At 63.8% G+C, this 23,426-nt stretch carries 22 protein-coding genes; 15 read left to right on the forward strand and 7 right to left on the reverse strand.

All coding sequences use genetic code 11. From position 1 onward, the window contains the following. Positions 1-13 precede the first annotated feature (13 nt). Positions 14-1,072: a LacI family DNA-binding transcriptional regulator gene (locus HJD22_RS13500; RefSeq protein ID WP_208656500.1), complete on the reverse strand. Its 1,059-nt coding sequence runs from the start codon at positions 1,070-1,072 to the stop codon at positions 14-16. 142 nt (positions 1,073-1,214) lie between these two features. Between HJD22_RS13500 and ltnD the strand changes: the two genes are divergently transcribed. From ltnD to HJD22_RS13555, 11 genes are all read left to right on the forward strand, one after another. After that, entirely contained in the window at positions 1,215-2,153 is a 939-nt protein-coding gene (gene ltnD / locus HJD22_RS13505; RefSeq protein ID WP_302051013.1) for an L-threonate dehydrogenase, read from the forward strand. Next, complete coding sequence (gene otnK / locus HJD22_RS13510) at positions 2,150-3,448, forward strand: 3-oxo-tetronate kinase (RefSeq protein WP_208656499.1); 1,299 nt, start codon at positions 2,150-2,152, stop codon at positions 3,446-3,448. The genes ltnD and otnK overlap by 4 nt, the downstream gene beginning before the upstream one ends. Beyond that, positions 3,445-4,092: a 3-oxo-tetronate 4-phosphate decarboxylase gene (gene otnC / locus HJD22_RS13515; protein ID WP_208656498.1), complete on the forward strand. Its 648-nt coding sequence runs from the start codon at positions 3,445-3,447 to the stop codon at positions 4,090-4,092. Before otnK ends, otnC begins: the two co-directional genes overlap by 4 nt. A gap of 18 nt (positions 4,093-4,110) precedes the next feature. Next, positions 4,111-4,905: a 2-oxo-tetronate isomerase gene (gene otnI / locus HJD22_RS13520; RefSeq protein ID WP_208656497.1), complete on the forward strand. Its 795-nt coding sequence runs from the start codon at positions 4,111-4,113 to the stop codon at positions 4,903-4,905. An 82-nt stretch (positions 4,906-4,987) separates the two neighbouring features. Further along, entirely contained in the window at positions 4,988-5,950 is a 963-nt protein-coding gene (gene denD, locus HJD22_RS13525) for a D-erythronate dehydrogenase (protein ID WP_208656496.1), read from the forward strand. Positions 5,951-6,021: 71 nt separating this feature from the next. Further along, entirely contained in the window at positions 6,022-7,014 is a 993-nt protein-coding gene (locus HJD22_RS13530) for a TRAP transporter substrate-binding protein (protein WP_208656495.1), read from the forward strand. 57 nt (positions 7,015-7,071) lie between these two features. Next, complete coding sequence (locus tag HJD22_RS13535) at positions 7,072-7,668, forward strand: TRAP transporter small permease (protein WP_208656494.1); 597 nt, start codon at positions 7,072-7,074, stop codon at positions 7,666-7,668. Beyond that, the gene (locus HJD22_RS13540) at positions 7,665-8,939 is read left to right on the forward strand and encodes a TRAP transporter large permease (RefSeq protein WP_208656493.1); all 1,275 of its coding nucleotides are present in this window, start codon (positions 7,665-7,667) and stop codon (positions 8,937-8,939) included. Before HJD22_RS13535 ends, HJD22_RS13540 begins: the two co-directional genes overlap by 4 nt. Before the next feature lie 10 nt (positions 8,940-8,949). Beyond that, positions 8,950-10,410 carry an aldehyde dehydrogenase family protein gene (locus HJD22_RS13545; RefSeq protein WP_208656492.1) on the forward strand — a complete coding sequence of 487 codons (1,461 nt, stop codon included), beginning with the start codon at positions 8,950-8,952 and terminating at the stop codon, positions 10,408-10,410. Between the two features lie 33 nt (positions 10,411-10,443). Beyond that, positions 10,444-11,322 (forward strand): NAD(P)-dependent oxidoreductase, encoded by an 879-nt coding sequence (locus HJD22_RS13550; protein ID WP_208656957.1) that lies wholly within the window; start codon positions 10,444-10,446, stop codon positions 11,320-11,322. Positions 11,323-11,352: 30 nt separating this feature from the next. Further along, positions 11,353-12,264, forward strand: a complete 912-nt coding sequence (locus HJD22_RS13555; protein WP_208656491.1) for a DMT family transporter — start codon at positions 11,353-11,355, stop codon at positions 12,262-12,264. Positions 12,265-12,270: 6 nt separating this feature from the next. Here the strand turns inward: HJD22_RS13555 and araD1 are convergent, their stop codons facing one another. From araD1 to HJD22_RS13585, 6 genes are all read right to left on the reverse strand, one after another. Then, entirely contained in the window at positions 12,271-13,266 is a 996-nt protein-coding gene (araD1, locus tag HJD22_RS13560) for an AraD1 family protein (protein ID WP_208656490.1), read from the reverse strand. A 42-nt stretch (positions 13,267-13,308) separates the two neighbouring features. Next, positions 13,309-14,592: a TRAP transporter large permease gene (locus HJD22_RS13565; RefSeq protein ID WP_208656489.1), complete on the reverse strand. Its 1,284-nt coding sequence runs from the start codon at positions 14,590-14,592 to the stop codon at positions 13,309-13,311. Positions 14,593-14,595: 3 nt separating this feature from the next. Next, positions 14,596-15,159, reverse strand: coding sequence for a TRAP transporter small permease (locus tag HJD22_RS13570; protein ID WP_208656488.1), 564 nt, complete (start codon positions 15,157-15,159; stop codon positions 14,596-14,598). 93 nt (positions 15,160-15,252) lie between these two features. Next, positions 15,253-16,329 carry a TRAP transporter substrate-binding protein gene (locus tag HJD22_RS13575; RefSeq protein WP_208656487.1) on the reverse strand — a complete coding sequence of 359 codons (1,077 nt, stop codon included), beginning with the start codon at positions 16,327-16,329 and terminating at the stop codon, positions 15,253-15,255. Positions 16,330-16,489: 160 nt separating this feature from the next. Continuing rightward, positions 16,490-17,914, reverse strand: coding sequence for an FAD-binding oxidoreductase (locus HJD22_RS13580; RefSeq protein ID WP_248730259.1), 1,425 nt, complete (start codon positions 17,912-17,914; stop codon positions 16,490-16,492). A 45-nt stretch (positions 17,915-17,959) separates the two neighbouring features. Then, a complete protein-coding gene (locus tag HJD22_RS13585) occupies positions 17,960-19,123 on the reverse strand; it encodes a fumarylacetoacetate hydrolase family protein (RefSeq protein ID WP_208656486.1) in 1,164 nt (387 codons plus the stop codon). Positions 19,124-19,320: 197 nt separating this feature from the next. On the opposite strand from HJD22_RS13585, the gene HJD22_RS13590 reads away from it, so the two are divergent. The 4 genes from HJD22_RS13590 (at position 19,321) to HJD22_RS13605 (ending at position 23,406) form a co-directional block, all read left to right on the forward strand. Further along, entirely contained in the window at positions 19,321-20,085 is a 765-nt protein-coding gene (locus tag HJD22_RS13590) for an SDR family NAD(P)-dependent oxidoreductase (protein WP_208656485.1), read from the forward strand. Next, a complete protein-coding gene (gene pdxA / locus HJD22_RS13595) occupies positions 20,082-21,074 on the forward strand; it encodes a 4-hydroxythreonine-4-phosphate dehydrogenase PdxA (RefSeq protein WP_248730260.1) in 993 nt (330 codons plus the stop codon). The genes HJD22_RS13590 and pdxA overlap by 4 nt, the downstream gene beginning before the upstream one ends. After that, the gene (locus HJD22_RS13600) at positions 21,071-22,237 is read left to right on the forward strand and encodes a four-carbon acid sugar kinase family protein (RefSeq protein ID WP_208656484.1); all 1,167 of its coding nucleotides are present in this window, start codon (positions 21,071-21,073) and stop codon (positions 22,235-22,237) included. The genes pdxA and HJD22_RS13600 overlap by 4 nt, the downstream gene beginning before the upstream one ends. 173 nt (positions 22,238-22,410) lie before the next feature. Beyond that, the gene (locus HJD22_RS13605; protein WP_208656483.1) at positions 22,411-23,406 is read left to right on the forward strand and encodes a sialic acid TRAP transporter substrate-binding protein SiaP; all 996 of its coding nucleotides are present in this window, start codon (positions 22,411-22,413) and stop codon (positions 23,404-23,406) included. Positions 23,407-23,426: the final 20 nt, after the last annotated feature.

The raw sequence follows: 23,426 nt of genomic DNA on the forward strand, positions 1-23,426 counted from the left end.
GTGTTGCTGGTGGCTAGGTGCTTTCACCGATCAGCAGGGTGAAGCCGACGTCGTGCTGGCACGGCGATCTCGACGCGCCTGGCAGGCGATCCAGCCGCTCCAGCCGCTCCAGCCGCTCCAGCACCTGCTGCGCTGCCAGGCGCCCCATCTCCTTGCGAGGCGACTGGATGGTCGTCAGGCGTGGAGTGACGTGCTGCCCTAGCGGCAGACCATTGAAACCTGCGATGGCAATGTCCTCAGGGACCTTCAACCCGAGTCGCTGGGCATGTAGTAGGGCGCCGGTGGCCAAGTCGTCATTGGCGAAGTGAATGGCATCGGCCTTGGGGTACCGCTCGATCACCTCCGTCAGTGCCGCCGCCCCCGCATCGAGACTGCTCATTCGCTCCAGTTCGACCAGCGGCATGGCAAGGCTGGTTTGGCGCATCACTTCACGGTGACCCTCGAAGCGCATCTGTGCTCGGTAATCCTTGGCAAGGCAAGCTCCCCCATAGACGATATTCCGATAACCTCGTTCGAGCAGATGCCGGGCCATGCACCGGCCCGCCGCGCGATGATCGAGGCCGACATTCAGGTCGAGTGCGTCGCCAAGTTCCATGATCTCCATGACCGGTCTGTCTGAGTTCTTCAGCAGGCCGTGGCAAGCCGTGTTATGACGTAACCCCGCCGTGACGAGCGCCGAACAGGACCAGCCGAGGAATGTCTTGACCAGTTGGTACTCACGCTGCAGGTCGTAATCGGTATTGCCCAGCAGGATCTGGTGACCCTGTGCCTCGAACGTCTCCTGAAGTCCTCCCAGCACCTCGATGAATACCGCATTGGCTAGTGATGGAACGATTACCGCGATGAACGGCGAGCGCGCCGAGGCGAGGCTTCCGGCCACCAGGTTGGGGACATACCCCAGCCGTTCGATGGTGGCGAGTATCCTGGCGCGGGTCGTGTCGTTGACCCGGTCGGGAGTATTGAGGGCTCGCGATACCGTGATTGCTGAAACGCCGGCCGCCGCAGCGACCTGCTGCAGGGTGACCTGGTCGGACCCGCGACGTCTTCGCACAGCATCGTTTGGTATAGACATTGGTCGCGCTCCCCTGTGCTCGGCTTGCCGACCGGGTTCCGGTCAACTACAAGAATGGTAGCGCTAACATCACAACACGACAAAGCGCTTATGCTGATACCGTCGGTGAGTGATGGCGCCTATGGCTTGAGGAGATCGCAGCGTGAATGACGAAACCGCAATAACGCCAAGCGTTGGCGTCATTGGACTTGGCGCCATGGGAATGGGCACGGCGCAAGCCTTGATCGAACATGGCCTGAGTGTCATCGGCTGCGATGTCTCCACCGCCGCCCGTGAGCGCTTCGCATCGTGCGGTGGACGCAGTGTCGACACGCCGGCCGAGCTTGCCCAGTGCGGTATCGTACTGCTGGTCGTGGTCAATGCCGACCAGGTGGAACAGGTGCTGTTCGGTGAGCAAGGACTGGTAGGCAGGCTCGCGCCGGGTAGTCTGGTGATCCAGTGTGCAACGGTCGCGCCAAGCTTCGCCCGCGAGTTGGGCGAACGGCTGGCGGGCAAAGGGTTGGGCATGCTCGATGCACCCATCAGCGGTGGCGTGGCGAAAGCGCGGGCGGGCACGCTCTCGGTCATGGCCTCCGGAGCGGCCTCGATGTTCGACAAGGCCGAGCCGGTGCTCAAGGCGATGGCCGAAACCGTCTATCGGCTTGGCGATTCCCCGGGCGCTGGCTCGAGCATGAAGCTGGTCAACCAACTGCTGGCCGGTGTGCACATTGCCGCCGCCGCAGAAGCCATGGCGCTCGCTATCCGCATGGGGCTGGCGCCGGAAAGGGTGTACGAGGTGATCACCCATTGCGCTGGCAACTCCTGGATGTTCGAGAATCGTGTGCCACATATTCTCAGTGGCGACTATACGCCTCTTTCCGCCGTGGATATCTTCGTCAAGGATCTCAATATCGTGCACGACACTGGGCGCGAGCTTGCCATGGCGTTGCCGGTGGCGGCGAGCGTGCTGCAGCAGTTCACCGCCGCCAAGGGAGCCGGTTTCGGTCGCGAGGACGACGCGGCGGTGATAAAGGTCTATCAGCGCCTGTCGGACATCGAGTTGCCCGCCGCAGCCAACGATGCCGATGGAGCATCGATATGAGCCTTGTGCTTGGCGCCATCGCCGACGATTTCACCGGCGCCACCGATCTGGCCAATAATCTGGTGCGCGCAGGCATGCGCACCCTGCAAGTGATCGGCGTGCCCCGGGAGCTGCCGGCGCTGGATGAGGTGGATGCGGTGGTGATCGCTCTCAAGTCCCGCTCCTGTGCCGTCGCGCTGGCCATCGGCGACTCCCTGGCCGCGCTTGAGTGGCTGCAACGGCAGGGCGCTCGGCAGCTATTCTTCAAGTACTGCTCGACCTTCGACTCCACCGATGAAGGCAACATCGGCCCCATCGCCGATGCACTGCTAGAGCGCCTTGGCGCCGACCAGACGGTGTTCGCTCCCGCCTTCCCGATCAATGGCCGCACGGTCTATCAGGGGCATCTCTTCGTCGGCGACCGGCTGCTCAACGAGAGTGGCATGCAGCATCATCCTCTCAACCCCATGCGTGACCCCGACCTGGTCAGGGTGCTGACGCGCCAGAGCGCCCATCCGGTGGGATTGGTGGATCGTGGGGTGATCGGACAGGGCGTCGAGGCGGTAATCGACCGCCTGCGCACGCTTGCGGCACAAGAGGTACGCCACGTCATCTGCGATACGCTCGACGAGTCGGAACTCGAGGTGCTGGCTGGCGCCGTGGTGGACTTTCCCCTGGTCACTGGTGGCTCGGGATTGGGCCAGGCGATGCCGGAGCAGTATCGCCGCCGGGGCTGGTTGGAGGCGGTCGAGCAGGCGGGCCGCCTTGCGCCGGCTCATGGCTGCGCCCTGGTGCTGTCGGGAAGCTGTTCCCGGGCCACGCTGGGCCAGGTCGACCATTTTCTCGCACGCCATCCGGGATTTGCGCTGGACCCCATGGCCCTGGCCGAAGGGGGCGATCACCTTCACTCGGCGCTGGCGTTCGCGCGTCAGGCGTTCTCCCGCGATTCCGACATGCCGGTGCTGATCTATGCCAGCGCCGAGCCCGAGCGGGTCAAGGCCGCGCAGCAGGCCTTGGGCACGCAACGTGCGGGGCAGCTGGTCGAGCAGGCACTGGGCGAACTGGCCCGCACGCTGACCCGGGAGGGCGTCGGACGTCTGGTGGTGGCCGGTGGCGAGAGTGCTGGCGCGGTGGTCTCGGCGCTTGGGGTCAAGGTGATGCGCATCGGCGAACAGATCGACCCCGGCGTGCCCTGGACCCAGGCGCGTCTCGAAGGCGTCGAGGCGCCACTGTCGCTTGCGCTCAAGTCCGGCAACTTCGGGCAAGAGGATTTCTTCACTCGCGCCTTCACGGCGTTGCCGAGGGGGGAGGCATGAGCCGAGCGGGGGAGCATCGCCTGCGCGAGCAGATCATCGAACATGCCAGGTCGCTGTTCGAGCGCGGCTTGACCATGGGTTCCAGTGGCAATATCAGCGTGCGCCTCGACGATGGTGGTTGGCTGATGACGCCCACCAATGCCAGCCTGGGCCGGCTCGATCCCGCGCGTCTCTCGCGCCTCGACCGCGACGGTCGCCTGCTTGAGGGCGACAGGCCAACAAAGGAGCGCTTCCTGCACATGGCGATGTATAGCGAGCGGCCCCAGTCCGGAGCGATCGTGCACCTGCACTCAACGCATTCGGTGGCTGTTTCCTGCCTGCCCGGGATCGATCCGTGCGACTGTATCCCGCCACTGACGGCGTATTACGTGATGCGCGTCGGCAAACTGCCGCTGGTGCCCTATCACATTCCCGGCGACGAGGCGTTGGGCGATGCCGTGCGCGGCCTGGCCGGGCGCCACAGTGCAGTGCTTCTGGCCAACCATGGCCCAGTGGTCGCCGGCAAGTCGCTGGAAGCGGCCGTCTACGCCACCGAGGAGCTCGAGGAGACCGCCCGGCTGTTCCTGCTGCTGCGCGGACTAAACCCGCGTTGCCTGACCGCCGAGCAGGTCGGCGAACTCGAGGCGCGCTTCCCGCGCGACTGACTGCAAGAGGACGAGACGATGATTCGACTGGCCGCCAATCTCAGCATGCTGTTCAACGAGCATGACTTTCTCGATCGATTCGCCGCGGCGGCAGAGGCCGGCTTTAGGGGTGTCGAATACCTCTTTCCCTATGCGCATGCACCTGAGGAGATCGCGACGGCCCTGCGCGAGGCGGGGCTGACCCAGGTGCTGTTCAATCTCCCCCCCGGCGACTGGGAGGCGGGCGAGCGGGGCCTGGCCAGTCTGCCGGGGCGGGAAGCGGAGTTTCGCGACTCGTTGATCGAGGCGCTGCGCTATGCCGAGGCGCTGGGCTGTCCCCAAGTCCATGCCATGGCCGGGCTGCTGCCGCAGGATGCTGATCACGAGACCATTGCCGCGCATCAGGCCACCTACCTGAGCAACCTTCGCTTGGCTGCGGGCGAGGCGGCAAAGGCGGGGTGTGACGTGCTGATCGAACCGATCAATATCCGCGACATGCCGGGCTACTTCCTCTCCCGTCAGCACCAGGCCATGGCCATGCTCGATGAGATTGGTGCCGACAACCTCAAGCTCCAGTTCGACCTGTACCACTGCCAGATCATGGAGGGCGACCTGATTCGCCATCTGGAGAGGCAGTTTACGCGTATCGCCCATGTACAGATCGCCGGTGTACCGGATCGCCATGAGCCCGACCAGGGCGAGGTCAATTTCCCGGCGCTACTCGAACGGCTCGAATCACTGGGCTATGAAGGATGGATCGGCTGTGAATATCGGCCTGCCGGTACTACCCGCGAGGGGCTTGGCTGGGGGCGGGCCTATGGCCTGACGCCATGAGCCGCCAGGCGGTAAGCCAACGTCCGTCCAGATGACATGAATCGACAAGTGTCAGGAACGACAAGAACAACAGGAGAACGTCATGCATATCGTCATCACCGGTGCCGCCGGGTTTCTCGGCCAGCGCCTGCTCATGGAGCTGCTCGAGCGAGGCGAGCTCGATGGACAACCCATCAGCGCGATCACGTTGGTCGATCAGGTGACACCGCCTGCGCCGAATGCCCCAGGAATCGAGATTGCTTCGCTGGCACTGGATATCGTCGACACCGGAGCGCTGGATGGGGTGCTCGCCTCCCGGCCGCAGGTGATCTTTCATCTGGCGGCAGTGGTCAGCTCGGCTGCCGAGGCGGATCTGGATCTCGGCATGCACGTCAACTTCGATGCCACCCGGGCGATGCTGGAGGGGTGTCGTGAGCATCGACTCTCGAGCACACGCCTGATCATGGCGAGCTCGGTGGCTGCCTATGGCGGCGATATGCCGGAGCGGCTCGACGACATGACCGCGTTGCAGCCGCAGACTTCCTACGGCACCCAGAAGGCAATGTGCGAACTGCTGATCAACGACTACAGTCGCCGTGGCCTGATAGATGGACGCGTGTTACGTCTGCCCACCATCGTCATCCGGCCTGGGAGGCCCAATGCGGCGGCCTCCAGCTTCGCCTCCAGCATCCTGCGCGAACCGCTCAACGGCGAGCCGGCGGTCTGCCCGGTATCCCCCGAGCAGGAGCTGTTCGTCATGTCACCGGGCAAGGTCATCGAAGCGCTCATTCATGGCGCCGAAGTGCCCGGCGAAGCGCTTGGCCTGTTTCGTGCCTTTGTGCTGCCCGGTATCACCGTCAATGTCGGTGAGATGCTCGAGACGCTGCGCGACGTCGCGGGCGAGGAGACGCTGGCACGGGTGCGACACGAGCCGGATGCCAAGATCCGTGCCATTGTTGCCGGCTGGCCGGGGCGTTTCGACGCCGCCAAGGCCCGGCAACTGGGGTTCAGCGGCGACAAGAATTTTCGCGAGATCATCGAAGCGTTCGCACGCGAGCGTTCGTGAGCAGAGGGGCTCGTCACATCGCAGTGAACGAACCCAATACCCACCCTCACAATAATAAAGAGGGCATTATCATGACCCATCATGTTGCACGCCACGCACTCAACGTCGCCATCGGCGGTATCACTCTGGCCGGCCTGGCCCTGCAGGCTCAGGCGGCCACCGAGGTCAGCGTTGGTTATGCGATCTCAAGCGACTCCCACTACGGCGAAGGATCGCGCGCCTTCAAGGAAACCCTCGAGCGCCTGAGCGATGGCGAGTTCACGGTCACTGACCACCCCAGCGGCTCACTGGGGGGCGAGCGCGCGATGATCGAGGGGCTGCAGATCGGCACCGTCGATATCGTCATCACCTCCACCGGGCCGCTGGGCAACTTCGTACCCGAGACCTATGTCCTCGATCTGCCGTTTCTGTTCGACAGCTACGACCAGGCGCGCTGCGTGCTCGATGGCGAAACCGGCCAGGAGCTGCTCGACAGCATGACCGAGCATGACCTGGTTGGCCTGGCCTGGTCGGAAAACGGCTTTCGCCACATCACCAACAGCCGGCGCGCCATCAACTCCCCCGAGGATGTGAGCGGGCTCAAGATCCGCACCATGGAGAACCGCATCCATCAACAGGCCTTCCAGCAGATGGGCGCGAGTCCCACGCCCATGGCAATGCCGGAACTGTTCACCGCGCTGCAGCAGGGCACCGTGGATGGTCAGGAGAATCCGGTCACGGTGATCGTGGCCGCCAACCTGTTCGAGGTGCAGGACCAACTGTCGCTGACCGGGCACGTCTACTCGCCGGCGATCATGCTCGGCTCGCCAGTCCTGCTCGATAGCCTGAGCGATGAGCAGCGCGAGTGGTTCCATGAGGCGGCCCGCGCCGCAGCCGAGGCGACGCGGGCCGAAGTCTCGCGCCTGGAGGAGGAGGGGGTGGAGCTGCTGCGCGAGCGCGGTATGACCGTCAATACCGAGGTCGACCCCGAGCCCTTCCAGCAAGCCGTTCAATCGGTTCATGACAGCTTCGTCGAGCAGTACGGCAGCGAGATGCTCGAGCGTATCCAGGCCAGCAGCTGTTGATTGCCCTCCATACGGGCGGCTATCCGGCCGCCCCTACCACTGGATGAGATAAGCGCCATGGTGTCCTGGTTTCTGCGTGCAGAGCAGCTGCTGACTCGGCTGGCAATGCTGATTGCCATCGCGATGCTGGTCGTGTCGGTATCGCTTGGATTCTATCAGGTGTTGACCCGCTTTCTGTTCAACGCCCCCTCGACCTGGTCGGAAGTGCTATCGCGGGCAACCATGATCTGGTGCGTATTCATGGGCGCCGCCGCCACCTTTCGCGGCGGCTTCATGATGTCGGTGGAGGTGATCTACAAGCTTGTGCCCAGGCGCGCCCTGCTGACGCTGGAGTTGCTCGTCGGGGCCTGTTCATTGCTGGTGCTGGGCGTGCTGATCTATTACGGCATCCAGATGACCCAGCGCGTCAGCAATCAGACCCTCTCGGCACTCGAAGTGTCGATGTCGTGGGCCTATGCCGCGATTCCCGTGGGCAGTGGCTTCGCCATGCTTTCGGTGATCGCTCGGCTGGTGGCTCAAGCCACCGGGCGAGAGACACTGGGTCCCGATCATGACGAGACACCGGAGTTGAGTGCCGCCCAGATCGAACAGGCCGCTCGGGCGCTCGATACGCTGGCCCCGGTAGACAAGCGGCCAGGGGAGGTGCGCTCATGAACCTGGTGATCGGGCTGTCGCTACTGATTCTCTTTGCTGTTGGCGTGCCGATCGCGATCTCCATTCTGCTGGCCTCGATCATCGGCATCGAGTTCTTCTCACGGCTGCCGCTGGTGATGGTGCCCCAGCAGATGTTCGTGGGCCTCGACCACTTCCCCTTGATGGCGATTCCGTTCTTCATCCTGGCCGGCAACCTGATGGCCGCCGGTGGCATCTCCAATCGCCTGGTCGATCTGGCCAAGTCGATCGTCGGTGGGGTGCAGGGCGGCCTGGCGATGACCTGCGTACTGACCTGCATGATGTTCGCCGCGGTATCGGGGTCGAGCGTTGCCACCACCTTCGCCATCGGCGCGATCCTGATTCCGGCGATGGTCAAGCATGGCTATCCCAAGCCACTGGCTGCCTCGATCCAGGCCTCCTCGGCGGAGCTTGGGGTGTTGATACCGCCGTCGATTCCACTGATCCTGTTCGGTGTGAGCACCAACACCTCCATCGGCCAGCTGTTCATCGCGGGCATCGGGCCGGGGTTGCTGATCGGCTGTGCCCTGCTGGTGTTCCTGTATGTGTTCTGCAAGCTGCGCGGCTATGGCCTGCGCGACCGCGAGGATCGCAGCGACTTCGTCACGGCCTTTCAGCGCGCCTGGGCGGCGATGTTGATGCCGGTGGTGGTGATCGGCGGCATCTATGGCGGCATCTTCACGCCTACTGAGGCCTCGGCGGTGGCGGTATTCTACGCCCTGATCGTCGGCGGGCTATTCTACCGCGAGCTCAAGCCTCGCGATCTGGGGCCGATCCTGCGCCAGAGCATCATCTCCACCGCTGCGGTGATGCTGATCATCGCCGCCGCCTCGCTGTTCAGCTTCCTGATCAGTCGCACCGGGCTGCCTGGCCAGGTGGCAAGCTGGGTCACCCAAGTCTTCGATAGCCCCTGGGCCTTCCTGCTGGCGGTCAACGTGCTGCTGCTCGGTGTCGGCATGTTCATCGAGACCGGCGCGGCGATTCTGGTGCTGGCGCCGATTCTCACGCCGATAGCCATTCAGTTCGGGGTTCACCCGGTGCACTTCGGGTTGATCATGGTGGTCAACCTGGCGCTTGGCATGATCACGCCGCCGCTAGGCGTCAACCTGTTTGCCGCCTGCGCAGTGGCCCGCATCTCCATCGACACGATGCTGCCGCATCTGGTGCGTTTCGTGCTGGTAGTGCTGGCTTGCCTGATGGCGATCACCTACATGCCCTGGATCTCCATGGGGCTGGTCAACTTGCTCTACTAGGAGAGACGTCATGCCAGAGTTACCCCAGATGCCGCTGCAACGTGCCCTGATCGGAGGGCAGTGGGTGGCGACACATGCCACCCTAGAGGTCCAGGCCCCGGCCCGCGGCGAGCCGATTGCATGCATCGCCCGCTGTCAGCCAGCGGAGATCGACGAGGCGGTCAAGGCCGCTTGCCTGGCATTCGAAGGTGAGCTTGGCGAATGGTCGCGCTGGGCGGCGCGACGGCGCAGCGAGTGGCTGCTTGCTTTTGCGTCGATCATCGAGTCCGACCACGAGCGGCTGGCGGCTCTCGAATGCGCCGATACCGGCAAGCCGATCAGCCAGGCGAGAGGCGATATCGCGGCCTGCGCCCGCTATTTTCGTTTCTACGGCGGTGCGGCAGACAAGCTGCATGGCGAGACGATTCCCTTCGACAATGACTTCGCCGTGATGACCCTGCGTGAGCCGTTCGGCGTCTGCGCCCAGATCATCCCCTGGAACTACCCCGCGCAGATCTTCGGTCGCTGCGTGGCGGCGGCACTCGCCGCAGGCAATACGGTGGTCCTCAAGCCTGCCGAGGAGGCCTGCCTGAGCGTGCTGCGGCTGGCCGAGCTTGCCACCGAGCATGGCTTGCCTGCCGGCGTGCTGAACGTGGTGCCGGGTCTGGGCGGCGAGGCGGGTGCGGCCTTGGCATCGCATCCCGACATCCACCATCTCTCGTTCACTGGTTCACCCGAGACCGGCACCCTGGTCGCACAGGCGGCGGCGCGCCATCATGTCCCGGTGACGCTCGAGCTTGGCGGCAAATCGCCCCAGCTGCTGTTCGCCGATGCCGACATGGAGGCAGCGCTGGAGGCGGTGGTGCGCGGCATCATTCAGAATGCCGGCCAGACCTGCTCCGCCGGAAGCCGGCTGCTGGTGGACGAGGGTTGTCATGAGGCGGCGATGGCTCGGCTGATTGAGCGTTTCTCTGCGCTTCGCTGCGACGCCGGCGAGGCGGATACCGATTGCGGCCCGCTGATCAATGGCCGGCAGAAGGAGAAACTGCTGACGCGGCTGGCGGCTGCCGAGCGTGACGGTGTTCGCGTCGCCGCCCGAGGGCGGTTGGCAGACACGGCACCTCCCCAGGGCCACTTCGTGGTACCGCAGTTGCTTGCCGATATCCCCGATGGCCATGAGGTTCTGCGCGACGAGCTGTTCGGGCCCATACTGGCGGTACAGACCTTTCGCGACGAAGCGCAGGCGCTGCAGCTGGCCAATGCCACCGACTTCGGGCTGTGCGCGGGGATCTGGACCCGTGACGGCGGGCGTCAATTGCGCTTGGCGAAGGGCATTCGCAGTGGCCAGGTGTTCGTCAACAACTACGGCGCCGCGGGTGGCGTCGAACTACCGTTCGGCGGAATCGGGCGCTCCGGCCATGGTCGCGAGAAAGGCTTTGAGGGGCTCAGGAGCTATACCCGCATCAAGACGGTGGCCATTCGTCATGGCTAACCACCAATGGTACAGATGAGGAGAGCCATGAATATGCATCATTCCTGCAAGGTGGGACTTGTCGGTGTCGGGCTGATGGGGCATGGCATCGCCCGCAACCTGCTTTGCCATGGTCATGCGCTGACGTTTCTCGATCACCCCGGCAACCAGCCGGTGGAAGATCTCCAAGAACAGGGGGCGGTGAGCCGACAGAGCGGTGCCGAGGTGGCGGCCCGGTCCGATATCGTGATCCTGTGCGTCACCGGAACGCCGCAGGTCGAGGCGGTGCTGTTCGAGCCCGGGGGCGTGCTTGAGGGGCTGGCGCCGCAAGCTATCGTCATCGACTGCTCCACGGCACTGCCCAGTTCGACGCTGATGATCGCCGAGCGCGTCGCGGCTCAGGGCGGGCGGTTTCTCGATGCAGCCATGACGCGCACTCCCAAGGAGGCCGAGGAGGGGCGCCTGAACCTGATCGTGGGGGCGCCCGAGGCGCTGTTCGATGAGGTGCGGCCACTGCTCGAGAGCTTTGCCGAGAACATCGTCCATGCCGGGGCGGTGGGCGCCGGGCATACCCTCAAGCTGCTGCACAACTATGTCTCGCTGGGATTCTCGGCGGTGCTGGCCGAGGCCACGGCGGCCTCCAGGCGAGCGGGGATCGAGGATGCCGCCTTGCTCGAGGTGCTTGGCAAGGGCGGTGGCGGCGGAGTGATTCTCGAGCGGCTGCGTCCGTTCATCGAGGCTGGCGATCCCTCCGGCTTTCGTTTCAGCGTCGCCAATGCCAACAAGGACATCGGCTACTACCACGCCATGACCGACGAGTTGAAGGTGGCGCGTGGCGTCGCGGCGGCGGTACATGAACTCTACCGCTCGGTCGAGGATCAGGGGCTCTCGGTGCCGGAGGTGATCGGCGTGTTGCAGGAGAAGGGGCACTGACATGAGAGGCCGCATCGAGAGTCATGCTCGATGAGCGCGTGGCAGGCGCTTTCGCTGCGCCAGCAGGGACTGCTGCTGACCGGGGGCGGGGCGCTGATCATGTCGCCCGATGCCCTGCTGATCAAGTTGATTGCGCTGCCCGATGCCGAGATTCTCATGTGGCGCGGCTTTCTCTCGGCATTGGGGTTTCTGCTGATCGTGGTGGCGCGCCACCGTCGCGGCACCTGGCAAGCCTATCGTCGTTGCGGCTGGACCGGAGTCGCGGTGGCATTGCTGTTCAGCATGACGACCTGCGGTTTCGTACTGGGCAATCAGTACACGCGAGCCGGCAATGTGCTGATGATACTTGCCGGGGCGCCGCTGATCGCCGCGGCGCTCTCCCGGGTGATCTTGAAGGAACGCCTGCCGCGTCGCACCTGGCTTGCCATCTGGCTCTGCATGACGGGTATCGCACTGATAGTGCTCGACGACGCGGGAGTCGGCTCCTGGCTTGGCAATGGGTTTGCACTGTTGGCGGCGACCACCCTGGCGATCAATTTCACCCTGTGCCGGACACGACCTGGTGTCGACATGAGTCCCATGCTGACGTTTGCCGGACTGATCGTGGGTATCGGTGCGGCACTGGTGGCGACTTCCGACGTAGCACTCGCCATGCCATCGCCGGACCGGCTACTGCTGGTGGTATTGCTGTGCCTGGTGATCGTACCCTGTGGCGTTACCCTGCTGCAGCGCGGGCCGCTCTATCTACCGGCGGCCGAGGTGGGACTTCTGCTGCTGCTCGAGGTGGTGGTGGGCACCCTGTGGGCGTGGTGGCTGCTGGCCGAGCGGCCCACGCCGGTGGCCTTGCTGGGCGGCAGCCTGGTGCTTGGCACGTTGACGGTGAAGGGGCTGTACGAGCGGCACCTGGAGCGACGGGTGCCTTCCGCGGTCGTCGTGGAGTGAATCTCCTCACAAAGGGCGAATGCCGATCGCCTCGTGCTGGGCTTCGAAACGCAGCGGATTGCGCAGTGGCCGTCCGAACTCGGGCAGGCTGATCTCGAAACGGTCGCCTGGGCGGGTCTGGATGCCATCGGCGAAGCTCAGTGTCGCGGTACCGAAGAAGTGCAGATGGACATCGCCAGGTCGTCGGAAACCGGGATACTTGAAGTGGTGATGCTCCAGGTTGGCGAGACTGTGCGCCATGTTGGCCTCGCCGGTGAGAAACGCTCTCTCCCATAGCGTCTTGCCGTCGCGCACGATGCGGCTGCTGCCCTGTAGGTGAGAGGGCAGCCCGCCGATGAGCAGCTCCGGCCCGACGCTGCAGGCCCGCAACTTTGAGTGGGCAAGCCACAAGTAGTTGAAGCGTTCGGTGACGTGATCCGAGAACTCGTTGCCGATCGCGTAGCCGATGCGCCAAGGGGAGCTATCGGGCCCGATCACATAGAGTCCGACAAGCTCCGGCTCTTCGCCGGCATCCTCGGCGAAGGCGGGAACGGGTAGCTCCGCCTCTGGCGCTACCACACAGCTGCCGTCACCCTTGTAGAACCACTCCGGCTGGGCGCCCACCGTGCCATCGGCCGGCTTGCCGCCCTCCACGCCGAGCTTGAACATGCGCATGGAGTCAGTGAGCTGGCTCTCGTCATCCATCAGCTGCTTGGCATGCATGGCCGAGCGGGTATCGGCACTGCCCAGGTGTGTCAGCCCGGTACCAGTCACCAGACAGTGGGCAGGATCGGGGTGAGTCAGTGGTGGCAGCAGGCGGCGCTCATCGATCAGGGGCTGGTAGTGCTCGGTCACCGTTCCCAGGCGTCGTTCGAGGGCCTGTTGCAGGGAGTGGTTTTCATCGATGGCGGCCTGGGCCAGGGCGTAGGTGCCACCCACGATGTCGATCGGGCGTACCCGCGTGTCGCTTTCCACCAGCGCAACGCGTAGCTGTCCCTGATCGAGATACTGTATCAGACGCATGCGGTGCCTCGCTTGTCGTTGTTGTCGTAATCGTGCCGTAGCTTAATTGCCGCGAACGGCGGTCAAATCGGGCAACCAGGTTACGATTCCGGGGAAGGCGATCAGGATCACCAGCACTACCAGCAGTGCGGCGTAATAGGGCAGCATGGCGCGCACTAGTGACTCCATCGACACCTTGCCCACTCCGCAGCCCACATAGAGACAGGTGCCGACCGGCGGGGTCAGCAGCCCGATGCCCAGGATGAAGGCCATCAGCACACCGAAATAGGCCGCATCGACACCCGCCGAGGTAACGATCGGCGTCAGCATCGGGGCCATGATGACCATCGCCGGAGTCAGGTCCATCACGAAGCCTACCAGGAGCAGCAGTGCAGCGACGATCAACAGCAGCATGAACGGGTCGCTGGTCAGTGCCTGGACCTGGCGCACCAGGGTCTGCGGCACCATATTGATGGTCAGGAACCAGGCGATTACCGTGGCGAACGCCAGTAGCAGCAGCACCATGCCAGTCAGACGGGCGGTGCGTATCAGCATGCCCCATAGATCGCGCACACTGATTTCACGGTAGAACATCAGCGAGATGAGCAGCGAGTAGAGCAGCGCGGCCACCGCCGCCTCGGTGGCGGTGAATACGCCACCGATGATGCCACCGATCACGATCACCGGCAGGACCAGGGCCAGCCAGGCGGCCTTGAAGGTCTGCCACAGCACGTCCAGGCGGAATTTGCGGGTCTGCCCCGAATGCTCGATGCTGGCCATGATGAAGGTGGTGACCATCAGGCCGAAGCCGATCAACAGCCCCGGCACGATGCCGGCAATGAATAGACGGCTGATCGAGGTCTCGGTGACGATACCGAACAGGATCAGCGGGATCGATGGGGGAATGATGATCCCGATGACCGAGGAGACGGTATTGATCGCGGTGGCATGAGGCGCCGAGTAACCCTGCTGCTTCATCGACGGGATCATCATCGCGCCGGTGGCGGCGGTATCGGCCACGGCCGAGCCGCTGATGCCGCCGAAGAACATCGAGCCGGTGATGGCCACCTGGCCGAGTCCACCGCGGATGAAACCGACCAGCGCGCCGGCCAGGTCCATCAGGCGACGCGCGATGCCGCCGGTGCTCATTACCTCGCCGACCAGGATGAAGAAGGGGATGGCAAGCAGTGGAAAGCTGTTGACGCCGCGTATCGACTGCTCGATGAGTATCGACAAAGGAATATCGGAGAGAACCGCCATCACCACCGCCGCGATGCCAAGCCCGAAGGCGATCGGCAGACCAAGCGCGATGGTGGCGAACAGGATACCCAGGAAGATCCATAGCATGGACTAGCTCCTCGATCCGACAATGATGGCCAGGCTTTGCCAGGCGCGCCACAGTGCCACGGCGGCGATGAATACCGCGCAGATCACCAGCGAGACGTTGATCAGGTTCCACGGCACCCCGAGGATGGCGGTGCGTCCGGTCGAGCGGGAGATCACCACATAGCCGCCCCAGATGATTACCCCCATGAGTGCGGTGATGATCAGGTGCTGGATCAGATAGAGCGCATGGGCACCTCGTGGCGACAGCTTGCGCACCAGGAAATCCACGGCGATATGTTCGTAACGCGCAAAGGCCGCCGCCGCGCCGATGAAGATCAGCCAGATGAACAGCATGCGCGCCAGCTCGTCGGCCCAGGGCAGAGAGCGATTGAAAAAGGAACGTCCAAGCACGTTGGCCGAGACCGACAGGATCAGTGCCACGAGGATGGCCGCGATCAGCTGCTCCATGGCGAGGGTTATCCAGCGAAACAGCGCGGGTCCCTTGCGTGCCTCGAAGTCGAACTCGAGGGGCTCGCGGTTGGGGTCCTCGAGATAGGCGGTCGGGTCGTCGGGCGGTATTGACCGCATGGGTGAATTGTCCATAAGCGACTCCGAAAGAGTGGTCATGTCACCGGAGGGGCTCCGGTGACATATGGCGACAAGTGTGGCTCGGCTATTCGATTACTGGCCCATCGCCTCTTCGGCAATACGCTGGATATCGGCAATCAGCTCTTCGCCGATACGCGGTGCCCATTCGTCATAGACAGGCTGCACAGCCTCTTGAAAAGCGGCGATCTGCTCATCGTTGAGCCGGGTGATTTGCATGCCACGCTCCTCGAGTTGATCGCGGGCCCAGTCGTCGTACTCGGTCGCCAACTGGATCTCGTACTCCGCGGATTGGCGTGCGGCCTCCTGGACCAGTTCCTGATAGGTCGGATCGAGACGGTTCCAGGTGCGTTCGGAGATCATCAGAATGAATGGCGTGTAGACGTGGCGCGTCTCGGAACCGTAGTCCTGAACTTCATGGAAATTGGAGGTGAGAATCGTGCTCCACGGGTTCTCCTGTCCATCGACCACGCCTTGCTCCATTGCCGAGAAGAGCTCGCCGAAGGCCATCGGGGTGGGGTTGGCGCCCAGTGTCCGCCAGATCGCCAGGTGGACGGGATTCTCCATGGTTCGCACGCTCAAGCCGCGCACCCCGAGACCGGCGACATCATCGGGCGACTCGATCGGGCGCGCACTATTGGTGAGCTGACGGTAGCCGTTCTCGGAGAAGGCCAGCGCCTTGATGCCCGAGCCTTCAAAGGCGTCGAGCATTCCCTGAGCGACGTCGCTGCGCATCACTTCGATGGCGGCTTCGCGGGTGGGGAGCAGGAAGGGTAGATCGAATGCCGCCAACTCGGGCACGTAGGTGGTGGCCGGGGAGGAGGAGGGGTAGGTCATGTCGAGCGTGCCGGTCTGCAGCATCTCCATCATCTGTACGTCATCGCCCAGCTGGCTGTTGGGGAAGATATTGACGGTCAGCCGCCCTTCGCTGCGCTGCTCCAGGATCTCGGCGAAGTACCGGCTGGAGAGGTACTGTGGCGAGGTCTCGGCAAGGCCGATACCCATGCGGATGTTATGGCTGCCGTGATCCCCGACGGTATCGCCCTCGATGGCGGGAGGGTCCGACAGATCGGGAGTCTGGGCGTGGACGATGCCCATGCCGAGAGCGACGGCACCGGCTAGAGTGAACGTGCTGCGCCAGAAAGGTGTCATGGCGTGATCTCCTTGAGTGGCGAATTATGGGTTGTTCCACTGCTGTGCCTCGGCCTGAGGCGTCTTTGCTTGCCAAACGAGGGGCGATGCCCGGGGTTGTGACAATTGGTACTATGATTGAGCGTGTGCTTGTATGACTATTATCCAATAGGGTTAGGCGTCAGCGCTGAGCCGGCAGGATTCGACCGGAATTCATCAGGCCATTGGGATCGAACATCGCCTTGAGCCCTTCGGCAAGTTCACGCTCGACCGGCGAGAGACGGGATAGATAGGCGGTCTGCTTGGTACGCCCGATCCCATGCTCGGCGCTGATACTGCCGCCGAACTCATCGAGCACGTCGAAGATCAATTCTTCAAGCTCATGCAGATGCTGGCGCTTGGCTCCGTCGTCAAGCAGTGGCGGCGGCAGAATGTTGAAGTGCAGGTTGCCATCCCCGACGTGCCCATAGGCGATGATCTCGGCCTCGGGTGAGGCCTGGGTTACTGCCTGCGCGGCACGCTCCATGAAGGCACCTATCGCCGTGATCGGTACCGAGATGTCGGTACGCAGATGCACGCCGCGGCGGCGCTGCCCCTCCAGCATGCTCTCGCGGAACTGCCATAAGTGTCGTGACTGCGTCTCGCTGCTCGCCAATGCCCCATCGAGGATCAGCTCCTTCTCCATGCCCTGCTCGAGCAGCTGCTCGAGCATTGCGCCCAGATTGACAGGCCCGGTGGCGGCCACTTCCATGAGAACATACCAGGGATAGGCCTCATCCATGGGATCGCTCAACTGGGGAGAGGCCTCGAGGGCCAGCTCGATGCAGCGTCTGGGAATCAGCTCGAAGGCGGTGAGCAGATCGCTGCAGTCGCGTCTGGCAAGGCCATAGAGGGCGATGACCGCATCGGCAGAGGGGGCGGCAAGCATTGCGGTGCGTGTCTGGTCCGGCAGGGGAGTGAGCTTGAGTACCGCAGCGGTGACGATGCCCAGGGTACCTTCGCTGCCCAGGAACAGCTGACGCAGCGGGAAACCGCGGTTGTCCTTGTGCAGGGTATGCAGGCCATTCCAGATGCGTCCGTCGGGCAGCACCACCTCGAGTCCCAGGACGAGTCCGCGCATCATGCCGTGACGCAGCACATTGAGCCCGCCGGCATTGGTGGCGACGTTGCCGCCGATCTGGCAGCTTCCCTGAGCGCCCAGGGAGAGGGGGAAGTCGCAATCATGCTCGGCGGCGGCCTGCTTGACGCTCTCCAAGATGCAGCCGGCATCCACGGTCATGGTGAAGCCGAAGGCGTCGATCGCACGAATCCGGTTCATGCGCTCCAGGCTGATCACCAGCTCCCCGCCATCGTGGTCCGGCAGCGCCCCTTCGACCAACCCGGTATGGCCCCCTTGCGGCACCATGCGGATGGCGTGCGTCTGGCACAGGCATACCACCTCTGCTACCTCCTCGGTCGAGGCGGGGCGAACCACGGCGAGTGGCATGCCCCGCCGGTCGCCGGCCCAGTCGCTAATGTAGCGTGCTTGCTCGTTCGGGTCGCGGATCACGGCACGCTCGCCGAGTCGCTGGATCAATCGGTCGATGGCATCTGCTGCTGCGTTCACGTTGGATTCCTGTTGTCCGGTCCTGGCGGTACTGTGGCTCAGCCCTTACCTTTGTGCCAGATGCTGCATGAGCTGGCGAATTCCGAAGGTCCAAGGCGGCAGCTGGTCGCTGCGGCCGACATCGTTGACCAGGGCGCCGAGCGCGGGGGTGGCGATGGTGACGCGATCGCCCAGGTGATGAGTGAAGCCTTGGCCCTGAGTGTCTCGATCCTTGATGGGGGAGAACATGGTGCCCAGAAACAGCATGAACCCATCGGGATACTGATGATGGGAGCCGATGGTCTGAGCGACCAGATTGAGCGGGTCGCGGCTGATCTCGCGCATGTCGCTCGAGCCCTCAAGCAGAAAGTCGTCATCGCCCCCCTCTATCCTGAGCGAGACTTCACACTCGCGCAGTGTATCGAGGGTGAATCGAGCGTCGAGAAGTCGGATGAAGGGGCCGATCGAGCACGAGGCGTTGTTGTCCTTGGCCTTGCCCAGCAGCAGTGCGCTGCGCCCTTCCACGTCGCGCAGGTTGACGTCGTTGCCAAGGGTCGCACCGCGCACCTGGCCATGGGAGTCCACCGCCAGCACGATCTCCGGTTCGGGGTTGTTCCATTGCGATGCCGGATGCAACCCGACGCTTGCCCCGAGCCCCACCGCCGAGAGTGGCTGGGCCTTGGTGAACACCTCGGCATCCGGGCCGATGCCGACCTCCATGTATTGCGACCAAGCGCCCCGCGCCTGCAGCGCCTGCTTGAGTGACATCGCCTCGGGCGAACCCGGGGCAATACGTGACAGATCGGTACCGATCACCTCCTGAAGTTCGCCGCGAAGCGCGGTTGCCCTGGCCGGGTCGCCGCCAGCCTGCTCCTCGATGACACGCTCGAGCAGGCTGACCGCGAAGGTGACGCCGCATGCCTTGATCGCCTGTACGTCGCAGGGCGCCAGAAAATAGGGGGCCTGCTGAGGGTGCTGCAGTGAATTGGCGAGCAGCGTCTCGACCGCCCCAAGCGACTCTCCTTCAACGTGACGCACGCACTCGACCAGGTCTTCACGCTCCAGCAGGTCGGCCATGGTCGGGCCGGCATGGGTGATATCTATTACCTTGCCATTGCGCACCGCCACCAGGGCCGGGCCAGGAGTGGCGCTCTCCCGCCAGACGCGCCCCACCAGCAGCGCGTTTTCATGATCCTCGGGCAGTAGCGTTCGTGGCGAAGGGGGTGTCATGGATTCGTCTCCCTGAAACGGTGCGAGGCGAAGCTGGTGCCTGGTCAGGGTTCGCCTATAGTGGTGATTACCTGTCTTGGTATGACAGGTATGCTATCAACAAGACTATAGCAAGGGGCTTCTGCCTTGCTAGCCATAACACTCAATAAATCGGGCCGGGCCGGGCCGGTTCTCGTGTAGAGCACAGGAGCGTAAGCATGTTCGAGGAACTCAAGGGCAAGCGGGTATTGATCACCGGCGCGAGCAGGGGGATCGGAGCGGCGGTGGCACGCCGTCTAGGCGCGCTGGGGTGCCATGTCGCGGTGCACTATCACGCCAGTGAAATGGCGGCCAGTCAGGTGGTCGAGGAGATTCGCTCGGCGGGCAGCGAGGCGTTTGTCCTCAAGGGCGATGTCAGCCGTTCGCAGCAGGCCGTGGCCGTCGTCGACGGGGCTGCCGAGCGTCTGGGTGGACTGGATCTGCTGATCAACAATGCTGGCGACATGCTGGGACGCGTAGCGCTTGGCGATATCGATGATGCGCACTACGACAGGGTCATGGATCTCAATGCCCGCTCGGTGGTGATGGCCAGCCGTGCGGCACTGGCTCACTTCAAGCGTCAGGGCGTGGGTAACATCATTCACACCACCTCGATCGCAGCGCGTAACGGCGGTGGCTTCGGTGCGGGCCTCTACGCCTCGTCGAAGGGGTTCGTCAGCACGCTGACGCGCTCCATGGCCAAGGAGCTGGCGGCGGACAACGTGCGCGTCAACGCCGTGGCGCCGGGCACCATTGCCACGGATTTTCATGAGCGCCACTCCAACGCAGCGCATCTCGATGCCGCGCGCGTCTCGATCCCCCAAGGGCGCCTCGGCAGTGCCGAAGAGTGTGTCGGTGCCTACCTGTTCCTGGCGACCGATGCCTTGAGCGGCTATGTCACGGGGCAGGTCATCGAGGTCAATGGCGGGCAGCTGATGCCATGAACGAGCCGACCTTCGAGCTTGTCGTCACCATGGGCGACCCGGCCGGGGTAGGGCCGGAGATCATCTGCCGGGCGGTGACGAAGATGGACGACGACGCTCGCGCCTCGACCCTGTTGGTGGGCGACCAGGCGACCTTTCGTCGTGCCGCGGAGCTCATCGACAGCGAACTCGTCATGCAGCCGTGGGTGCCTGGCGATGCATTGCCAGCGCCAGGCGGCGTGGCGGTATTTCCCGTCGAGCGCGCCGACAGTGGTGAGGTGCCCGATGGGCAGATCAGTGCCGGCGGTGGCGACATGGCCTTTCGCTTCGTCAAGGCGGCCGTGGCGCTGGTCGAGTCGAAGCACGCCGGCGTGATCGTCACCGCGCCGCTCAACAAGGCAGCCTTGCATGCTGCCGGCCATCACTACGACGGCCATACCGGGATGCTTGCTTCACTGACCGGCGCGCCATCCTCGTTCATGCTGCTGGCCTCCGAGACGCTCTCGACCCTGCACGTGTCGACCCACGTTTCGCTGCGCGATGCCATCGACAGAGTGTCGTCCGAGCGCATCGACGCCACCGTGCGCGCCGGTCATGCCCATCTCGTCTCGCTGGGATTGGCGCAGCCGCGCATCGCGGTGGCGGGGCTCAATCCGCACTGTGGCGAGGGGGGCATCTTCGGTGATGAGGATGAGCACATCATCGCACCGGCTGTCGAGGCGCTTCGAAGCCAGGGGTTGGACGTTCACGGGCCCATCTCGGCCGACACAGTGTTCTATCGTGCCTCGAGAGGTGAGTTCGATCTCGTGGTGGCGCAGTATCACGACCAGGGGCACATCCCGGTGAAGCTGATCGCCTTCGATACCACCGTCAACGTCAGCCTAGGGCTTCCGGTCATGCGCACCTCGGTGGATCACGGCACCGCCTTCGATATCGCCTGGAAGGGTGTGGCGGATGCCACCAACATGGGGGCGGCCATCGCTTACGCTCGCCGCCTGGCGATACGGTGAACGCGCCGCGCTGTCGGTTGGCCATCGTGGCCGATGACCTGACCGGCGCACTGGACGGCGCGGCTCCCTTTGCGGTGCGCGGGGCCAGCACTCGCGTCGTGGTGTCGCTCGAGCGACTCGAGGCTGCCCTGGCAAGCTGGCGGAATGCCTTGCCGCAGGTGATCGCCGTCAATCTCGAGTCGCGCCATCTTGAGGCGCAAGAGGCGGCATCGCGGGTGCGGCGAGCGGTCGAGCTTCTCGCCGAGATTGAGCCCGCGCAGTGGTTCAAGAAAATCGACTCGACCCTGCGCGGTCAGGTAGTCGCCGAATGCCTGGCGATGCGTGAGGCCTGCGCCCTCCCTCTGCTGCTGGCCCCGGCGGTGCCCGCCCAGGCGCGCACGGTTAAAGATGCTCAGGTCTATGTCGATGGCCTGCCGCTGGCAAGCACCGTCTATGGTCGCGATGCTCGCTCGGTACCGCCAACCGAGCCCCTCGATGAACTCTTTGCACCACATGGCGTGGCGCTGTTGCGGCATGCTCCATGCTCGCAGGCCAAGCTGCCATTGAGCGATTGCGTGGTCGATTCGACAAGCGATGCCGACCTGGCACAGCTCTACGATGCGATGGCCGATGATCCGGGCAAATGGTTGCTGGCGGGCGCCTCGGGCCTGGCCTCGGCCATGGCACAGCGCATGTTCGGCAGGATTCGGGCCAGCCGTCGGTATTTCGATGCCTCCATCGAGCGACTTTATGTGGTGGGGTCGCGGTGCCCGCATGCGCTGGAACAGCTCGACGCGCTCATGTCGAGCTGCGATGAGCTACAGATCATCGAGGCGCTGGCGCCTCCTTCCAGTGTCGAGCATGCGCAATGCGTGGTGGTGATTCCCGGTGGAAACGCCACCCATCGTGATGCCGACGAGGTTGCCCAGACACTGGCCGAGCGAGTCGCTGACGCCGTCGAACATTGGCCGCTGGGGCAGGGGCTGCTGTTCGTGACCGGTGGCGATACTGCGCTTGCCGTGTTGCGACGCCTGGGAGTTGCCTCGATCACGGTCGAGGGGGAGTGGGCGCCGGGAGTGGTGCTTGGCTATCTTGATGGCGACCGGGAGCGTGCAGTGATTACCAAGGCGGGCGGATTTGGTGAAGCCGACCTGCTGGTCCGTCTCGAAGCCAGCCTGAAGTAACGCTGGCGATGTGAGGAATGCGACCAAAGATAATCTCGTCCCGGTTGCGCCTCTTTCAGCCACGGGCTAATTTTTCATAGTTGGTATGATACGTATACAGCACGACAAAATAACAGGCTTCGCATCTCGTCATGCCAGATCACAAGACGTCCGAAACAAAGGAGAACAACAATATGCAACTGATGAGTCAATGCCAGATCGCTCGCTGGGTATCCGCCACGCTATTGGTGGCGGGGGTGGGGCTCGCAGGCGGCGCAGCCGCCGCGGAAAACCTGCGTTTCGCGCACGTCTATGAAACTTCCGAGCCCTTCCATCAATGGGCGCTGTGGGCAGCCGACGAGATCGAGGAGCGCACCGATGGGCGTTACACCATGCAGGTGTATGCCGCCTCCTCGCTAGGCAAGGAGGAGGATATCAACGAAGGCCTGCAGCTGGGCACGGTGGATATCATCTACACTGGTACCCAGTTCGCCGGGCGCTTCTACGGCCCGATCGGGATTGCTGGCGCCGCCTACATGTTCCGCAATTTCGACCACTGGCAGGCCTATGCCGACAGTGAACTGTTCGAGGAGATCTCGCAGGGGTACCAGGGCGCGACCGGTAACGTCCCCCTCGCGCTCAACTACTACGGAGAGCGCCACGTCACAGCCAACAAGGCGATCAATACCCCGGAGGACATGAGTAATCTGCGCATTCGCGTTCCCAATGCGCCGCTCTACATGATGTTCCCTCGCGCGGCGGGCGCCAACCCGACACCGATCGCCTTCGATGAGGTCTATCTGGCCCTGCAGCAAGGTGTCGTCGATGCCCAGGAAAACCCGCTGCCGACGATTCGTGCCAAGGCGTTCCATGAGGTGCAGGAGCACATCAACCTCACCGGCCACATCACCGACTCACTGATCACCATCGTTGGCGGGCCACGCTGGAATCAGCTCTCCGAAGAGGACCGCGAGATATTCCGCGAGGTCTTCCAGGAAGCCGCTCGCAACAATACCCAGGAGATCGTCCAGGCCGAGCAGGAGTTGATCGCCTGGTTCGAGGAGCAGGGCAATACCGTCAATCAGGTCGATCGCGCCCCGTTCCGCGAGGTCGTCGAGCCGCAGCACCTGGGCGATGCGGCCACCTGGGACGAGGAAACCTACGATCGGCTGCAGGCCATCGGTCAGTAACGTTTCCTCCATGAGTGAAT

The sequence above is a fragment of the Halomonas sp. TA22 genome, assembly GCF_013009075.1.
Classification (GTDB): domain Bacteria; phylum Pseudomonadota; class Gammaproteobacteria; order Pseudomonadales; family Halomonadaceae; genus TA22.

What these genes read in the sequence shown, in the direction of transcription:
- denD (WP_208656496.1), top strand. Translation starts at nt 4,988, where the DNA reads ATGCATATCGTCATCACCGGTGCCGCCGGGTTTCTCGGCCAGCGCCTG.
- HJD22_RS13565 (WP_208656489.1), bottom strand. Translation starts at nt 14,592, where the DNA reads ATGCTATGGATCTTCCTGGGTATCCTGTTCGCCACCATCGCGCTTGGT.
- HJD22_RS13605 (WP_208656483.1), top strand. Translation starts at nt 22,411, where the DNA reads ATGCAACTGATGAGTCAATGCCAGATCGCTCGCTGGGTATCCGCCACG.
- otnI (WP_208656497.1), top strand. Translation starts at nt 4,111, where the DNA reads ATGATTCGACTGGCCGCCAATCTCAGCATGCTGTTCAACGAGCATGAC.
- pdxA (WP_248730260.1), top strand. Translation starts at nt 20,082, where the DNA reads ATGAACGAGCCGACCTTCGAGCTTGTCGTCACCATGGGCGACCCGGCC.
- HJD22_RS13575 (WP_208656487.1), bottom strand. Translation starts at nt 16,329, where the DNA reads ATGACACCTTTCTGGCGCAGCACGTTCACTCTAGCCGGTGCCGTCGCT.
- otnC (WP_208656498.1), top strand. Translation starts at nt 3,445, where the DNA reads ATGAGCCGAGCGGGGGAGCATCGCCTGCGCGAGCAGATCATCGAACAT.
- HJD22_RS13550 (WP_208656957.1), top strand. Translation starts at nt 10,444, where the DNA reads ATGCATCATTCCTGCAAGGTGGGACTTGTCGGTGTCGGGCTGATGGGG.
- HJD22_RS13585 (WP_208656486.1), bottom strand. Translation starts at nt 19,123, where the DNA reads ATGACACCCCCTTCGCCACGAACGCTACTGCCCGAGGATCATGAAAAC.
- otnK (WP_208656499.1), top strand. Translation starts at nt 2,150, where the DNA reads ATGAGCCTTGTGCTTGGCGCCATCGCCGACGATTTCACCGGCGCCACC.
- HJD22_RS13540 (WP_208656493.1), top strand. Translation starts at nt 7,665, where the DNA reads ATGAACCTGGTGATCGGGCTGTCGCTACTGATTCTCTTTGCTGTTGGC.
- HJD22_RS13570 (WP_208656488.1), bottom strand. Translation starts at nt 15,159, where the DNA reads ATGCGGTCAATACCGCCCGACGACCCGACCGCCTATCTCGAGGACCCC.
- HJD22_RS13535 (WP_208656494.1), top strand. Translation starts at nt 7,072, where the DNA reads ATGGTGTCCTGGTTTCTGCGTGCAGAGCAGCTGCTGACTCGGCTGGCA.
- HJD22_RS13545 (WP_208656492.1), top strand. Translation starts at nt 8,950, where the DNA reads ATGCCAGAGTTACCCCAGATGCCGCTGCAACGTGCCCTGATCGGAGGG.
- HJD22_RS13500 (WP_208656500.1), bottom strand. Translation starts at nt 1,072, where the DNA reads ATGTCTATACCAAACGATGCTGTGCGAAGACGTCGCGGGTCCGACCAG.
- HJD22_RS13555 (WP_208656491.1), top strand. Translation starts at nt 11,353, where the DNA reads ATGAGCGCGTGGCAGGCGCTTTCGCTGCGCCAGCAGGGACTGCTGCTG.
- araD1 (WP_208656490.1), bottom strand. Translation starts at nt 13,266, where the DNA reads ATGCGTCTGATACAGTATCTCGATCAGGGACAGCTACGCGTTGCGCTG.
- HJD22_RS13590 (WP_208656485.1), top strand. Translation starts at nt 19,321, where the DNA reads ATGTTCGAGGAACTCAAGGGCAAGCGGGTATTGATCACCGGCGCGAGC.
- HJD22_RS13530 (WP_208656495.1), top strand. Translation starts at nt 6,022, where the DNA reads ATGACCCATCATGTTGCACGCCACGCACTCAACGTCGCCATCGGCGGT.